16 protein-coding genes are annotated in these 15,586 nt (G+C 63.2%); 13 read left to right on the top strand and 3 right to left on the bottom strand.

The annotated features are described in order from the left end of the window. Positions 1-232 precede the first annotated feature (232 nt). The 6 genes from AC1DYO_RS20785 to AC1DYO_RS20810 all read left to right on the top strand — a co-directional run bounded on the left by AC1DYO_RS20785 (position 233) and on the right by AC1DYO_RS20810 (position 5,586). The gene (locus tag AC1DYO_RS20785; RefSeq protein ID WP_477266381.1) at positions 233-1,669 is read left to right on the top strand and encodes an FAD-binding oxidoreductase; all 1,437 of its coding nucleotides are present in this window, start codon (positions 233-235) and stop codon (positions 1,667-1,669) included. After that, positions 1,666-2,409: a FadR/GntR family transcriptional regulator gene (locus tag AC1DYO_RS20790; RefSeq protein ID WP_477266382.1), complete on the top strand. Its 744-nt coding sequence runs from the start codon at positions 1,666-1,668 to the stop codon at positions 2,407-2,409. The genes AC1DYO_RS20785 and AC1DYO_RS20790 overlap by 4 nt, the downstream gene beginning before the upstream one ends. Before the next feature lie 2 nt (positions 2,410-2,411). Continuing rightward, positions 2,412-2,849 (top strand): VOC family protein, encoded by a 438-nt coding sequence (locus AC1DYO_RS20795; RefSeq protein WP_477266383.1) that lies wholly within the window; start codon positions 2,412-2,414, stop codon positions 2,847-2,849. 87 nt (positions 2,850-2,936) lie between these two features. Further along, positions 2,937-3,965: an ABC transporter substrate-binding protein gene (locus AC1DYO_RS20800; RefSeq protein ID WP_477266399.1), complete on the top strand. Its 1,029-nt coding sequence runs from the start codon at positions 2,937-2,939 to the stop codon at positions 3,963-3,965. Positions 3,966-4,033: 68 nt separating this feature from the next. Further along, positions 4,034-4,834 (top strand): ABC transporter ATP-binding protein, encoded by an 801-nt coding sequence (locus tag AC1DYO_RS20805; protein ID WP_477266384.1) that lies wholly within the window; start codon positions 4,034-4,036, stop codon positions 4,832-4,834. Then, positions 4,831-5,586 (top strand): ABC transporter permease, encoded by a 756-nt coding sequence (locus tag AC1DYO_RS20810; protein ID WP_477266385.1) that lies wholly within the window; start codon positions 4,831-4,833, stop codon positions 5,584-5,586. Before AC1DYO_RS20805 ends, AC1DYO_RS20810 begins: the two co-directional genes overlap by 4 nt. Before the next feature lie 11 nt (positions 5,587-5,597). On the opposite strand, the gene AC1DYO_RS20815 is transcribed toward AC1DYO_RS20810, so the two are convergent. Continuing rightward, on the bottom strand, positions 5,598-6,824 hold the full coding sequence (locus tag AC1DYO_RS20815; RefSeq protein WP_477266386.1) for a M20 metallopeptidase family protein: 1,227 nt from the start codon (positions 6,822-6,824) through the stop codon (positions 5,598-5,600). Then, positions 6,811-7,992, bottom strand: coding sequence for a M24 family metallopeptidase (locus AC1DYO_RS20820; RefSeq protein ID WP_477266387.1), 1,182 nt, complete (start codon positions 7,990-7,992; stop codon positions 6,811-6,813). The genes AC1DYO_RS20815 and AC1DYO_RS20820 overlap by 14 nt, the downstream gene beginning before the upstream one ends. A gap of 212 nt (positions 7,993-8,204) precedes the next feature. Here AC1DYO_RS20820 and AC1DYO_RS20825 point away from each other — a divergent pair, with 212 nt between their 5' ends. From AC1DYO_RS20825 to AC1DYO_RS20850, 6 genes are all read left to right on the top strand, one after another. Beyond that, on the top strand, positions 8,205-9,371 hold the full coding sequence (locus AC1DYO_RS20825; RefSeq protein ID WP_477266388.1) for an ROK family transcriptional regulator: 1,167 nt from the start codon (positions 8,205-8,207) through the stop codon (positions 9,369-9,371). After that, positions 9,368-10,132: an ATP-binding cassette domain-containing protein gene (locus AC1DYO_RS20830; RefSeq protein WP_477266389.1), complete on the top strand. Its 765-nt coding sequence runs from the start codon at positions 9,368-9,370 to the stop codon at positions 10,130-10,132. Before AC1DYO_RS20825 ends, AC1DYO_RS20830 begins: the two co-directional genes overlap by 4 nt. A 41-nt stretch (positions 10,133-10,173) precedes the next feature. Continuing rightward, a complete protein-coding gene (locus tag AC1DYO_RS20835; protein WP_477266390.1) occupies positions 10,174-11,214 on the top strand; it encodes a sugar ABC transporter substrate-binding protein in 1,041 nt (346 codons plus the stop codon). A 146-nt stretch (positions 11,215-11,360) separates the two neighbouring features. Then, on the top strand, positions 11,361-12,356 hold the full coding sequence (locus tag AC1DYO_RS20840) for an ABC transporter permease (protein ID WP_181057266.1): 996 nt from the start codon (positions 11,361-11,363) through the stop codon (positions 12,354-12,356). A 13-nt stretch (positions 12,357-12,369) separates the two neighbouring features. Then, positions 12,370-13,140: an SDR family oxidoreductase gene (locus AC1DYO_RS20845; RefSeq protein ID WP_477266391.1), complete on the top strand. Its 771-nt coding sequence runs from the start codon at positions 12,370-12,372 to the stop codon at positions 13,138-13,140. Positions 13,141-13,314: 174 nt separating this feature from the next. Next, positions 13,315-13,545, top strand: a complete 231-nt coding sequence (locus tag AC1DYO_RS20850) for a hypothetical protein (protein ID WP_477266392.1) — start codon at positions 13,315-13,317, stop codon at positions 13,543-13,545. A gap of 67 nt (positions 13,546-13,612) precedes the next feature. Here the strand turns inward: AC1DYO_RS20850 and AC1DYO_RS20855 are convergent, their stop codons facing one another. Next, the gene (locus AC1DYO_RS20855; RefSeq protein WP_477266393.1) at positions 13,613-14,431 is read right to left on the bottom strand and encodes a M15 family metallopeptidase; all 819 of its coding nucleotides are present in this window, start codon (positions 14,429-14,431) and stop codon (positions 13,613-13,615) included. Between the two features lie 188 nt (positions 14,432-14,619). Between AC1DYO_RS20855 and AC1DYO_RS20860 the strand changes: the two genes are divergently transcribed. After that, a complete protein-coding gene (locus AC1DYO_RS20860; protein ID WP_477266394.1) occupies positions 14,620-15,165 on the top strand; it encodes a hypothetical protein in 546 nt (181 codons plus the stop codon). Positions 15,166-15,586 lie beyond the last annotated feature (421 nt).

Below are 15,586 nucleotides of genomic sequence, written 5' to 3' on the forward strand. Positions count from 1 at the left end.
CTCGCCCAGCACCCTGACCCACTGATTTCCGCGCCCGGACGTCGCGCTATTCCTGGCGGCATTAGCAGTCAGCCACGCCGCCCGGCGTGACGCATCCGCGCCGCAGACAGCCGCTCAAACACGCAAGCCATTGCGATTTGTCCACTATTAGCAAGCGCAGTTGCGTTGACTCGATGTCAGTTGTAGGATGATATGTATCACCCTATAGCCCAACATCATTTCACGGCCGCTGATGACCATGCATGCTCTTTCGCCAGACGCTCTCAGCGCCCTGCAGGACGCTGTCGGGCATAACGGCATGACCGCCGATGCCGTCGGCATGGCGAAATATCTCGGCGACTGGTCGGGCGATCATCATGGCGCAGCACTTGCCGTGCTGCGGCCGGCTTCGGTAGCCGAGGTCCAGGCGGTGGTCCGGCTGTGCGGCGCGCTGGGTCTGGGCATCATCCCGCAAGGCGGCAATACCGGCCTGGTGGCGGGAGCGATCGATATCGAGACCCAAAACTCCGTGGTCGTCAGCCTGGAGCGGCTGAACGCCATTCGCCACGTCGATGCCGACAATTTCGTGCTGCAGGCTGATGCCGGCTGCATCCTGCAGACCCTGAAGGACGCCGCAGACGCGCAGGACTGCCTGTTCCCGCTCGCGCTCGGCGCCCAGGGCAGCTGCCAGATCGGCGGCAATGCGGCGAGCAACGCCGGCGGCATCAACGTGCTGCGCTACGGCATGGCGCGCGATCTCATCCTCGGCCTCGAAGTGGTGTTGCCGGATGGCGAGTTGTGGAACGGCTTTTCCGGTCTGCGCAAGAACAACACCGGCTACGACCTGAAGCAGCTTTTCATCGGTTCGGAAGGCACGCTCGGCATCATCACCGGCGTCGAGCTGAAACTGTTTCCAAAGCCCGTTCGGACCGAGACCGCCTATCTCGGCCTTGCCTCGTTCGAAGCGGCGATTGCGCTGTTCCGGCAGGCTCGCCGGGCCTCGGCCGACCTGATGTCGGCCTTCGAGATCATCGGCTCGGAATGCATGGCATTAGCCTGCCTGATCGACGCCAAAACGGTGTCGCCGGTCGAGGCTCCGGTGCATGTGCTGATCGAACTGTCGGCCAGTGCCGCGATCGACCTGCCCACGCTGCTGGTCGATTTCCTTGGCGAGGCCATGGAGAGCGGCCTGGTCATCGACGCCGTGCTTGCGGAAAGCAGCGCGCAGGCGCGATCCTTCTGGGCAATCCGCGAAGGGCTGGTCGAGGGCCAGGCCAAGCGCGGCTATCATGTGCGCACCGATCTTTCGGTGAGTATCTCGGATATCCCTGCCCTCATCGATCAGGCGCGCCGCTTCGTGGCGCAGGAGTATCAAGGATGGCTGCCGCTGGCCTATGGCCATGCCGGTGATGGCAACATCCATCTCAACGTGCTGCCGCCGCAAGCGCTCGACGAGCGCGAGGCCCGTGCAAGAGGCGCCGACATCACCGCCGGGCTTTACCGGATCGTCCATGCGCTCGGCGGCTCGATCAGCGCCGAGCATGGCATCGGCCGCACCCGCCACCGCACCTTCATGGCCGGGCTGGCGCCGGTCCATCGCCGGCTCATCGGTACGCTGAAGAGTGCACTCGACCCGCAAGGGCTGATGAACCCCGGCTGCCTTCTGCCGGCAACGGAGACCACTCCATGAAGCAAAGACTGGCCGCCATCGGCACGGTGGAAACGCTGCCGCACCGCGTCGCCGCCTTCCTCAGCCGCGAGATCTCCTCCGGCGAGCTCAATCCGGGTGCGCGGCTGCCGACGGAACAGGAGCTTTCGGAGAAATTCGGCGTCAGCCGCAACGTGGTGCGCGAGGCGATCGCGCAGCTCAGGGCCGACGGCATGATCGAGGCGCGGCAAGGCATCGGCGCCTTCGTACTGGCGCCGGAGCAGCGGGCGTCGATCCGCATCGACGGCGAAGCGCTCAGGGAAGGCCAGAATATGGAGCGGCTGTTCGAGCTGCGCTGCATCCTCGAGGCCGAATCCGCCGCCCTTGCCGCCGAACGGCGCGGCGAGGGGCATCTCGATGCGATCAAGGCGGCGCTCGACCGGATGAGCGGCGAGGAACGCTGGGAGGAAGGCAGCATCGACGCCGATCTTCTGTTCCATCGCGAGATCGCGCGGGCCACCGGCAATAGTTACATCCACACCTTCATTTCCTTCGTCTGCGAGCAGATCCGCCGCTCGATCTATTACGCGCGGCAGACCAATCCGCTGCACGACCTGGTCGAGGTCAATGTCGGCGAGCATGTGCGCATCTACGAGGCGCTGGTTGCCGGCGACGCGATAGCCGCTGAAGCAGCGATGCGCGCCCACATCATCGGCGCGGCCGAGCGTGTCGGCGTCAAGCTGCCGGCGGCGCGGCGCCTGCCAACCAGCAAGGGAAAATAGCCATGCCGCTCGGCAGCGCTTACGCGATTTCGGATGTCTGCCTGCTGGTCGAGGACATCGGCCGTACCGTCGACTTCTATGTCGAAAAACTCGGCTTCCGGCTGCGCCGGCGCGCGGAAGGCTTTGCCGATTTCCATGGCGAAGGCGTGACGCTGGCGGCGTGGGAGATCGACCACATCAGCCAGCATACCGGCGTGTCGAAGCTCAGATCGCCGCGCCAGGCGCACAAGGTCTGCGTGGCGGTCAAGCTCGATACGCCTGGCGATATCGACCGTCTGCATGGCGAGCTCAGCGCCAAGGGCGTGCCCTTCTATGGGCCGCCTGAAAACTATGTCTGGAACGCGCGCTGCGCCTACTTCACCGACCCGGACGACACGCTCTGGGAACTATACGCCTGGCTCGACGGCGGCCCCGGCGACTACCACGACGAACAGCCGTAGACGACAGCGCGCCGTGGGAGCGGTGCGCAATGAACAGAGCAACGCTTGCAACAGGAGCGAAAAATGAGTGGGAACAACCGATACAACATGAACCGCCGCAGCTTCGTGACATCCGGCATCGCCGCCGTGGCAGCAGCGTCCGCCGGTATGCAACTGGTGCTGACGCCGGGCGCCAAGGCAGCCGGCAAGGTCATCATCCAATACGACTGGCTGGTGTCGAACGGACAGATCGGCGACATCGCCGCAGTCGCCAACGGCTACTTCAAGGACGCCGGCCTCGACGTGGAGTTCAGCCCCGGCGGGCCAAATTCCGCCACCGTGCCGCCGGTCGTCTCGGGTTCGGCCCAGCTCGGCCAGTTCTCGGAGACGCCGCAGCTGTTTGCGGCGCGTGCCAGTGGCGTGCCGGTGAAAATCATCGCCTGCGGCTTCCGCACCGGCCCCTATGCCTTGACCTCCAAGCCAGCCAAGCCGATCCGCGGCGTCGCCGACCTCAAGGGCAAGAAGATCGGCATCCAGCCGACAGCGCGCTTCGTCATCGACGAGATCCTGGCCAAGAACGGCATCGACCCGGCTGACGTCACCGTCGTCAATGTCGGCTTCGACAAGGGCCCGCTGGTGCGCGGCGACGTCGACGCGATCGGCGGCTGGATCACCAACACGCAGGCGCTGAGCGTGGTCGGCGACGACCGCATCGACCTTCTGGTGCGCGATCTCGGGCTGAACTCCTACGCCGATGTCTATTTCGCCACCGACGCGGCCATCGAGAAGGATCCGGAACCGCTGGCCAAGTTCATCGGCGCCGTCGGCAAGGGCTGGGGCTGGGTGCACGCCAACCCGCAGGAAGCGGTGAAGAAGATGGTCGCGGCCTATCCGGAAATGGATCTCGGCTGGGAGGAAAAGACCGTCAATCTGGTGCTGAAGCTGTCCTTCGACGGCACGACTGCCAAGGACGGATGGGGAACCTTCGACCCCTCCTCGATCGAGGAGCAGCTGGCGCTGCTGGACAAGGTCGGACAATACCCGAACGGCCGTCCTGCGGCGGCGGATGTCTACTCAACAAAAATCCTCGAACTCTCGGCCGCCGACCGGCCCAAGCTCGACGCACCCGCTGCCTAGAGCATGATCCCAAAAAGTGGGAACCGGTTTTTGGAAAAGATCATGCTCCAGCAAAGAGTTAGATCAGCATGACGATCAAACTTCATGCTGATCTAACGCCGAACGCGATCGAGGCTCAGAGGCTGGATGTCGGCTATGGCGGCCGGCATTCGGCCGTCAAAGTGCTCTCCGGCCTCGACCTGACCGTTGCGGCCGGCTCGTTCCTGTCGATCCTTGGGCCGTCAGGCTGCGGCAAGTCGACCTTGCTTAGGGTCGTTGCCGACCTGCTCGATCCGCTCGGCGGCACGATCAGCGTGCTTGGCGACACGCCGCATGCGGTGCGCTCACGCCGGGATGTCGGCTTCGTCTTTCAGGATTCGACGCTGCTGCCCTGGCGCACAGTGCGCGATAATGTGCGTTTGCCGCTTGGTGTCGGGCAAGGCAGCCTGACGCGCCAGATCGAAGATCGCTCAGAGGAATTGCTGGAGCTGATGGGCCTTGGCGGCTTTGGCGAGCGTCTGCCGCACCAGCTTTCCGGCGGCCAGCGGCAACGCGTGGCGATTGCGCGTGCGCTGCTTGGGCAACCGAAGCTGCTGTTGATGGACGAGCCGTTCGGCGCGCTCGACGAAATCACCCGCGACCGCCTCAATGACGAGTTGCTGGCGCTGTGGCGGCGCGCCGGCACGACCATCCTGTTCGTCACCCATTCGATCGCCGAAGCCGCCTATCTCGGCGAGCGCGTCATCGTGCTCGCCGCCAATCCCGGACGCCTGGTCAAGGACCTGGACATGCGGCAGTTCAAGCAGGACGGCAACCGCTGTTCGCGCGAAGACGGGACAATCGTCGCTGCCATGGCGGAGCTGCGCAAAGCCTTGGAACTGGCCTCATGAGACAGGAGCCGTTGCCGCCCACTCTGGCGATCGCATTGCCCGTTCTCGGCGCCGCTTCCATCCTGCTCACCTGGCAGTTCCTGCTGCCATGGCTCGGCGTGCCGGCCTACATCGTGCCGACGCCGACCGCGATCCTGGGTGTCTTCCAGAAGAGCTTTTCCCTGCTGCTCGGCAATCTCTGGCCGACGCTTATCGAGGCGCTGGCGGGCTTTGCCATCGGCAATCTCGCCGGCGTGCTGCTGGCGGTGCTGTTCGTGCACAACCGCGTGCTGCAGGCCGCCTATTTCCCGATCGTGCTGTTCTTCAACACCATCCCGATCCTGGCGCTGTCGCCGATCATCATGCTGATTTTCGGACTGGGCATGACGCCGAAGATCGTCATTGCGGCGGTGATCTGCTTCTTCCCGACCCTGGTCAACATGATCCGCGGCCTGGATTCGGCCAGCAGCAACGAGCACGAGCTGTTCCGGGTGCTGTCGGCGACACGCTGGGAGGTGTTCTGGAGCCTGCGCCTGCCTCGCGCGCTGCCGATGCTGTTTTCATCGCTCAGGATCGCCTCGGCCACCGCCGTTATCGGCGCCATTGTCGGCGAATGGATCGGCTCGGACAAAGGGCTTGGCGCGTTGATCATCCAGGCGTCCTTCAACTATCAGTCGGACCGCCTCTACGCGGCGATCGTGCTGTCATCGGGCCTGTCGATCGTCCTGTTTTGCCTTGTTGTTCTGATCGAGCGCCGGGCGATCCGATACTGAGCCGATCCCCGTCAGGCGGGATCGTTTGGCTGTGATGACAGGAATAAAGTCTCTGCCGAAACCATCGTGGCGACGCCGGCTTTCAGCGCGGCCTCGTCGACGCGAAACCTGGCATGGTGCAGCGGATAGACCGAGCCGACTTCTTCGTTGCGAATGCCGAGCCGGAAATAGACCGACGGGCGTTTTTCGCTGTAATAGGCAAAGTCGTCGGCAATGCTCCATCCCGGCATGGTGAGGACATTGTCGGCGCCAATGGCGGCCTTGGCTCCGGCCAGGATCAACTCGGTCATCTCGACATCGTTGACGACGCTGGGCTCGCCCTTGTGGATGTCGACCTGCACGGTGGCGCCATGGCTTGCCGCGATGCCCTTGAGGATCTCGCGAAGCCGGCGCCAGGCACGCTCGCGGGTGGCGTCGCTGCCGCTGCGGATGGTGCCCTTCAGCGTGACCTTGCCGGCGGTCACATTGTAAGCGTTACCGCCATTGATTGATGTCACCGAAATGACCAGTGGATCGTAAGGATCGGTCTCGCGCGAAACGATCTTCTGCAGTTCGCTGACCATGGAGCAGGCGACAGTCAGTGCATCGACACCCTCATAGGGTTTTGCCGCGTGCGCCGCCGAGCCGGTGACAACAATATCGAACGTATCGCAGGCCAGCGTGTAGGGACCCGAGCCGACGGCAACCTTGCCGGATGGCGTGTAGGGATCGACATGGATGCAGATCGCGCCGTCGATATCGTCGAGAAGCCCCTCTTCCACCACCTGTTTGCCGCCCGACGGTTCGTCCTCCTCGGCCGGCTGGAAGATGAGGCGGACGGTGCCGCCGAAACTGTCCCGAGCCTGGTGAAGATGCGCGGCCACGGCGAAGCCCATTGCAGAATGGGCGTCGTGGCCGCAGGCATGCATCACGCCGGGGTTTTCCGACGCAAAGTCGACGCCGGATTCCTCTTCGACCGGCAAGGCATCGATGTCCACCCTGATCGCCACCTTGCGGTTTGACGGCTTACCGGTGCCGACGACATCAACGGCCAGGCCGTAACCGGCGACGTCGCGGATATCCTCGATCCCCTGCCCGGCCAGCATCTGCCGAAGATAAAGCTGCGTGCCCGCCTCGCGGTTCGACAGCTCGGGATGGCGGTGCAGATGGCGGCGGATTTCGATCATCCGGTCGAGAATTCCCGCCTCGATGTCGGGCGCGGCACCGCCCGAAGCTGCCGGCCGGTCAGGATTTGGCATGAATGTCTCGCGGGAATTTCGTCAGTGTCTCATGGCCTGTCTCGGTCACCAGAATGGTTTCGCTGACCTCGATGCCCCAACCATCCATCCACATGCCGAGGATGGAATGAACGACGTTGCCGGGCTGAAGCACCGTTTTGTCGCCGGGCCTCAGGCTGATCGTGTGCTCGCCCCAATCCGGCGGATAGGCGACGCCGATGGAATAGCCGATGCGCGACTCCTTCTTCAACCCATAACGCTGGATGACCTTGCGCCAGGCGGCTTCAACCGCTTCGGCAGTGGTGCCCGGCCTGACCGCATCGAGCACCGCATCCATGCCTTCGATGACAGCCTTTGCCGTGTCGGCGACACGCACCGGCGTCTTGCCGAGTTGCATCGTCCGGGCGAGACCGGCGGCATAGCGGCGGCAGACGCCGGCGAGTTCGAGCGCGATCGTCTCGTCCTTTCCAAACCGCCGGTCGCTCCACATGATGTGTGGCGCCGACGCATTCTCGCCGCCGAGGACCGTCGGCGGAAGTGCAGTGATATCGCCGGCAAAGTCCGGGCTGCCGGCAACCTGCGCCGCGTGGATCGCGGCGATGGCATCGCATTCGCGCACGCCTGGCGCAATGACTTCGAACGCCCTTGAAACCGCCGCTTCGGCCAGCGTGGATGCCTTGCGCAGATAGGCAATTTCGGGCGCCGATTTGACGGCGCGGATCCAGTTCACCAGGAGATCGGCGTCCTGCCATTTTGCATTGGGCAGGCCGGCGACAAGCCGCGCATGCGCCTTGGGCGAGAAATAATACGCTTCGAGCTCGATGCCGATATGTCTGCCACCCCAGCCCTTGGCGACGATCCAGGCCGCGATCCAATCCATCGGATGGCGATCGGCGCGCTGGACGTGGTCTTCCGGGAAGCCAACCACATTCTCCGGTTTCATCCACGCCGTCAGCAGGCCACCTGCCGCATCCATGGCGCGGCCGATCCAGACCGGCTCGGCGTCCTCTTCGATCGGAACAAGCACCACCTGGGGCGTATAGAACGACCAGCCGTCATAGCCGGTGATGTAGTGCTGATTGGCGACATCGTTGACGACAAGCAGTTCGAGCCCGCGCGTTGCCATCTCGGCGCGGATCTTTTTGAGCCGCTGCTGATACTCGTCGCGCGCAAAAGGCAATTCGATCATCGTTTTTCCCTGCTGGATCATCGGTCGTGCGAGCCCCGCGCTCGTCCTGACCTCATCCACCATTGAAGTGCTTTCAACCCGGCGGCAATCGGCCAGCGCGGCGCATGGGACAGGTCCTGCGTCATGGTCCAGATCTGTCACAAATTATTTTTGAATTCCATTTGACTGAATAAATTGCCTATGCAAGTCTCACCTCTCCCAGGGAGAGGGACATGGCACTACGGGGGACCAATCAGGAATTCGGGCGGCCTTACAACCGGCGCATCGTGCTGGAGTCCATCCGCCTTCACGGCCCCATCGCCCGCGGCGACATTGCCAGCCGCGTCGGCCTCACCGTCCAGACCGTATCGACCATCGTTCGCGAGCTTGAAGAGCACGGCTATGTGCTGTCGCTGCGCGAAGAGCCGCGCGGGCGCGGACTGCCGCCGGCAACGCTCAGGATCAATCCGGAAGGCGGTTATGCCGTCGGCGTCCACCTCACGCCGATGGGGATCGACGCGGCGCTGATCAATCTGAGCGGCGACGTCATCGAGAGCACGCATCGCGAGGCGCCGCACGCAACGCCCGACCATGCCTTCGAGCTGATCGGCGCCATGGTGCCGGAATTGACCGCGTTGCGGCCCGGCGGCCGCGTGCTTGGCATCGGCATGGCGCTGCCCGGGCCTTTCGGTGTGGAATCGATGAGCTTCGTCGGCCCAACGACCATGGCCGGCTGGAAGGATGTGTCTTTGCCGGACCGGCTCACGGCCTCGACCGGGCTGCCGGCCTTCTTCGAAACCGACATGGCGGCGGCCGCCATGGGCGAGCGGCTCTACGGCCTCGGCGCCGGCTTTTCCGAATATTACTACCTCTATTTCGGTGTCGGCCTCGGCGGCGTCATCGTCCATGACGGCGCGGTGATGCGCGGCGCCTGGGGCAATGCCGGCGAGATCGGCCACATCCCCGCCATTGCCGGCGGCGAACTCTGTCCCTGCGGCAATCGTGGCTGCCTCGAACGCTACCTTTCGCTGGAAGCGCTGCGCCGACGCAACATCGGCGAAACCGCCTGGGTAGCCGAAGTCGCGCCGATCTTCCGCAACGCCATCGCCACCATCGAGAATTTGTTCGACCCCGAAACCGTTATCCTCGGCGGGCTCGCCCACACCGACCTCTTGGAAAAACTGGTTGGCGCGGCAGCGCAACTTCCCAATTCGATCTCGGCGCGGCGCGACCGCAAGACGCCGCGCGTCATGGTGGCCACCGGCGGCCAGCATTCGGTGCTGCGTGGCGCCGCTGCATTGGCCGTGTCCGGTGTGCTCTCGCCGCGCTTCGGCCAGATGTTTATCGCCGAGCGCGAGCGCCGGTCCGACCTCATGCACAGCAAGGGAGTGGCGGCATGACCGAACCGCTGCTGGTACTCGAAAACGTCACCAAGAACTACGGCGCTATCCAGGCACTGAGAGGCATCAGCTTCTCGATCGGCAAGGGTGAGGTCGTGGCGCTGCTCGGCGATAACGGCGCCGGCAAGTCGACGCTGGTCAAGATCATCGCCGGCGGCCTCGAACCGAGTTCCGGCCGCATGCTGTTCGAGGGCAAGGAATTTCTGGCGAAGTCGCCGGCCGAGGCCAAGGCCGCCGGCATCGAAACCGTCTACCAGGACCTGTCGCTCTGCACCAATGTCGACGTCGTCGCCAACTTCTTCATGGGCCGCGAAATCACCCGCAAGGTTCTCGGTATCCCGATCCTCGACGAGCGCGCCATGGAGGCCGTCGTCGGCAAAGCGCTTGCCAGTGCGGGCACCCGCATCCCGTCGCTGCGCACCAATGTCGAGCACCTCTCGGGCGGCCAGCGCCAGGCGATCGAGCTCAACCGCTTCGTGCATTGGGGCGGCAAGCTCGTGCTGCTCGACGAGCCGTTCGCGGCCCTTGGTGTCGAGCAGACGCGGCGTGGCCTCGAGATGATCCGCCAGGTCGCCAACCAGGGCATCGGCGTCGTCATCATCACTCACATCATGCAGCAGGCCTTCCAGGTCGCCGACCGGATCGTGGTGATCCGGCAAGGCGTCGTGGCCGGCGATGTCGCACGCAACAAAACAAGTCCCGATGCGGTGATCAACATGATCACCGGTGAGACGCTTGCCGGTGCCGGACCGGCAAGTTGAGGGACAAAAGAGGGGTCCGGTATAAAAGAGGAGCGAACGACATGAAGCGAATACTTGTTCTTGTCTTCGGTATCCTGGCACTGGCTCTTGCCTCGCTCACGCCGGCAATGTCCCAGACCAAGGGCACCGTCTACTATATGGTTCCGACCCTGCTCGATGAATTCCAGACCGGCTCGGTGAGCGCGCTGGAGCTGTTCCTCAAACAGGTCGGCTATGAGGTGAAGACACTCAACGCCGACAACAAGACCGATGCGCAGCAATCGCAGATGAACGACGTCATTGCGCTGAAGCCGGCGGCGATCATTCTCGCCGCCGTCGATTTCAACGCGCTGAAGCCGTCCATCGAAGCCGCCCGTGCCGCCGGCATCCCGGTGGTCGAGTTCGACCGTCAGATCACCTCGACCCCATCCGACTTCACTTCGGTGGCGGGCACGGTCGAGATCGGCTACGTCGCCGCCGACCAGGCGCAAAAGCTTCTGACCGCCAAGAACGGTTCGGTGAAGGGCAAGATCCTGCAGGTGCTGGGTGATCCCGGCGATCCCTACACGCTCGACATCCAGAAGGGTTTCGAGGAGAAGATGAAGGCGTTTCCGGACGTCAAGATCATCTCGCTGCCGGCCATGCAGTGGGAAGCCAGCAATGCCGGCACCATCGTTGCCGACCAGATGCTCGCCAACCCCGACATCGACCTGATCTTCAGCCATGCCGCGCACCTCTCGGTCGCTGCCGTCGCCTCGCTCGAGGCCGCCGGCAAGAAGCCGGGCGACGTCATGCTGATGAGCTCGAACGGCGCTCCGGTCGGCCTCGACCTGATCCGCAAGGGCTGGCTCAACGTCGAAGTCGAGCAGCCGCTCTACGCGCAGGCCGCTGCCGTCGCCATGTTCATGGACAAGATCGCCGGCAAGCAGGAAATCAAGCCCGGCGAGTATGACGTGCTCGGCTTGAAGTCGACGGTGACCAAGGAAGCCTGGGGCCCCAACATCAAGATCCCGGGTGCTGCCATCACCAAGGAAAACGTCGACAATCCGGCCTTCTGGGGCAACCAGAAGCCGCCGACGGACACGATCAAGTCGGTCGAATAGTCACTTGCCAAGCGCTCCGGGCCACCGAGGCCCGGAGCCTGACATTTCACAACGCCGCGTCCCCGGACGCCGTGGCGAATTTGAATCCGCGCCTAAACCCGATGAAATCAGGTTGATTTCGCGGGGGGCGCCAACCGGATCAGCCCATGAACCCGCGCACCCGCAAAGCCCTGGAGTTCGTTCTCGACAACCTCGTCTGGTTCATGCTGGTCTTTGTGTTGATCGTCTTTTCCATCTTCGTCCCGAACTATTTCCAGCTCGGCATCTTCGCCAACATCATCGAGGCATCGAGCGTGCTCGGCGTGATGTCGATCGGCCTGTCGCTGGTCATCATTGCCGGCCATATGGACCTGTCGGTGGAATCGGTCGCGGCACTCAGCGCCATGACGGTCGGCATCCTGTTTTGCTCGTCGGGCATCGGCATGGGCATACAGCTCAACCCGCAATGGCTGATGGTTCCGGTTTCGCTGCTGATCGCGATGGCCGTCGGCGGCATCATCGGCGCCTTCAACGGCTACCTCGTGGTCAAGGTGAAGATGAGCGCCTTCATCATCACACTGGCGTCCTACATCTGGGTGCGCGGCCTGGTTCTGGTCATTTCCGGTGGCCGCTCGGCACAGGATCTGGCGCCAGCCATCCGCTGGTTCGCCATCCAGCGCCTCGCCGGCCTGCCGTTGACCGCCTGGATCGCCGTCGCCTGTTTCGTCCTCTTCTCGCTGATCATGGCCAAGACGCCGTTCGGCCGCCACCTGATCATGATCGGCGGCAACGAGACGGCGACCTTCCGCGCCGGTATCCGCGTCAACCGCAATTTGGTCATTGCCTTCGTGCTTGCCGGCGCCATTGCCGGCCTCGCCGGCTGGCTGCTCGCCATCCGCACCTCCGGCGCCACCGCCAATCTCGGCGTCGGGCTGTTGTTCAACGCCTTTGCCGCCGTCGTCATCGGCGGCGTCAGCCTGAAAGGCGGTGTCGGCACCTTGCCCGGCGTCTATGCCGGTGTGCTGCTGCTCTCCTCCATCAACACGGCGATCAATCTGATGGGCCTGCCGGCCAATTTCACCCAGGTGATCCACGGCCTGCTGGTGCTCGCCGCCGTGCTGCTCGACGCCTTCAAGCAAACCATTCGCCAGAGACTCGCATGACAGGACAACTCGCATGACCGGACGGCTGCAAGACAAGGTCACGCTGATCATCGGCAGCGCGCGCGGCATCGGCAAAGGCATTGCGCAGCGCTTTGCCGAGGAAGGCGCAAAGTTGATCCTGGCAGACAGCGAGGCCGAAGCGGGCCAGGCGACTGCCGATCAGTTCGGCGCCGCCTTCATCCGCACCGACATCTCGCAAATGACTGAGGCCGAAGCAGCGGTCGCGCTGGCGCTAAGCCGCCATGGACGCCTCGATATCGTCGTGCAGAATGCCGGCATCTATCCTTGGCAGCTCATCGAAAACACCAGCCCGGACGATTGGGACCGGGTGATGGCGGTCAATCTGCGCGGAACCTTCAACGCCACGGTTGCAGCGCTGGCGCCGATGAAGGCGCAGCATTACGGGCGCATGCTCTACACGTCGTCGATCACCGGTCCGCGCGTCTCAAGCCCCGGCCACGGCCACTACAGCGCCAGCAAAGCCGGCATCAACGGCTTCATCCGCTCGGCGGCGCTGGAATTTTCGGGCTATGGCATCACCGTCAACGGCGTCGAGCCCGGCAACATCCTCACCGAAGCGATCGAGCTGCATCGCGGCGCCGCTTACATCAAGAACATGGAAGACTCCATCCCGCTCGGACGCCTCGGCAGCCCGCGCGATGTCGCCAACGCCTTCCTGTTCCTCGCCTCCGACGATGCCAGCTACATCACCGGCACGACCATTATCGTCGACGGCGGCCAGTTGCTGCCCGAAGGCAAGGATTTCCGACTGCTGCCGCCTTGATCTTTGTGTTGATCGGCAACCGGCCCGGCTGTGTCTCCTGGCGACTAGAGGTCATTCCAGCGAAAGATACAGCGCTCCCTGCGTTGGCGATCTGACTTCCCTTATAAGTTGTATGGAACCCGAATACTTCTCGAAAGTTGTTCATCAAGTGCCGATCAAGGAGGGTACTTGTGAATGGCAGACAAATTCAGAACCAGCCATATCTACCAGCGGGCTCATGCTTTGGCTGAGGGTGGGTTCCACCAGTCACCGGCCGAGATTGTTGCAGCGTTGCTGGCCGAGGGCTTTCCGGAAGCCGCCGAGTTGCTGAACTCCGAAAACATCCGTGCCGACCTTCGCCGGGTTTGTGGTGCAGCGACCGCCAATGGCCGGCAAGTCGCCACCAACCTGGGACCTCGTTATTGACGCGCATAAAGGCAACATCGGCGGGTTTCGACCCGGCGCATGTGCCCTACGGCTGCTCCCGCCGTGATCAGCCGGATTTCTTGTACAGCAGCTCAGGCCGGTACTCGAAATGCATGGTGTCGTAGTGATACCAGCGCCCGCCCCAGATGAAGCCGTTTTTCTCAAACAATTCCACGATTTCCAGCGGAATCCGGTTCTTGAACGGAATGTGCGCCTTCGGGTTGGTTTTGTTTCTGTTGTTGTACCAGTAGTCGGAGAAGCCGACATTGATATCGAAGGCTGCACCGAACGAGTGGATGCTCAACCGGTTTGTGCCGGCGATAGGCCGCCAGACAAAGCCACCGCCGGGCTTGAGCCCGTAACGGCTCAGCTCGGCGGGCATCGCCTCCAGGGCATCGGAGATCTTGCCCAGCCGGTCATCGATGTCGAAAACCTTGGTAACCTGAACGGTCTTCTTGCCGAGTTTCGGCAGCCATTTGACGTTGGCGATGTGCTTGCCCACCTCCGCGGCACTTTTGCCGTAGAGCTTCTCGAAGAAGGCTTCGTTGCGGATACGGCCCGGATCGAAATCCTCCGCCGGGACCAGCGCACCCTCCGCTGCCTTCGGGTAGACATAGCGAAACATGTCTTCGATGTCGGGGCTCTCCAGCAGCGCTTCGGCGTCGCGCGCCTTGCCGTCGTCCCACACCATGGTGGTGCCGTCGGTCCAGGTCAGGACATTGCCCGAGATGGTGAAAAGTCCGGGATAGGCCTTGAGCAAGGCTACTTTGGCGGCAGGCTGGTCTACGCCGTCTCCAGCATCCGTCGCATGTGCGAGACGCCCGGTGCCAACGATTGCCAATACGATCATCAGCTGCAGCAGCAGGCGCCTGGGATGGTCGATCATTGTCCCGCCTCTCCGGAGAGCCAATCGATTGCTGGCCAAGACCCTTATCAAATCCGGATCGATGACGGCAGCTCACTGGCCACCAAGCGGGAATTCAGCTCATCCCGCTGTTGGCAATGGCTTTCGTTCATCTTGCATTTGGCAAGGCTGCTGTAAGATGGGGCGTGAATCAATAAGGGAGACAAATCGTGTCAAAAACCTCCAGCGCCCTGATCCGGATGGCGTTCACATTCATTTGCCTGGTCGGCCTGGCCTCGGCCGCTTCTGTTCTTTTCCCCACCACGGCGTCGGCCCAGCGCATGCAGCGATGCGCTGACGAGGGTGGCACCTGCCGCCTGCCCTACCCCGCGGAAGTGGTCTATGGCGCGCGCGGCCAGACCACCTCCCGCTTTTTCGACCGTCCTGCCGTGTCCTGCTCAAATCGTGTATTCGGCGACCCGGCGCCCGGCCGCGACAAGGCCTGCTACATCGTTAGGCGCGGCGGCGGTAACGATTATGGCGACAATGACGACGACAATTACGGTGACAACGACTACGGCCAGGGCCGCGGCAGGTGGGTGGCCTGCGCCAGGGAGAATCAGTACTGCGATTTCCGTGGCCGCAAACTGGTCCGCTACGGAGCGCGCGGTCAGTTCACGCAAGGCGTTTTCAGGAACGGCGTGCGCTGCGGCAACGATGCCTTTGACGAGGACCCCGCTCCCCGTGCGAAGAAGACCTGCTACATCAGGCAGTAGCCGGTATACTGGAAGAAGGCGGGCGCGGCCGGTTGCGGTCGCGTCCTCGCCACCGGTCACACGCAGCTGAGTTGCGAACGTGAAAGGCGATGGACGTCAAGGCCTGGGCCGGTATGCGGGATATGGTGGGCGATGACGGGCTCGAACCGCCGACATCTTCGGTGTAAACGTACAGCTACCGTATCCCTCCAATTCCCGGCAGATCATCGATCGATTGTTTTAACTAAGCTTTTTACGATGGGGCGTCTTTCCAAATCACCCGAGTTCCCCTACTAGGAGCCTGACTCTGTAATGGGACCCGCCGAGGCGATCTGGGTCGGCAGGGATTCTGGCGTGGATGACAGAGTGCGTCCGATCGAGCCGCGGTTGTGTCACAATGATCAGGCCGGTGTCATCGATCTTTGTGCTCCTGCCAGCTTGA

This window comes from Mesorhizobium sp. P2_F5, from assembly GCF_056403715.1.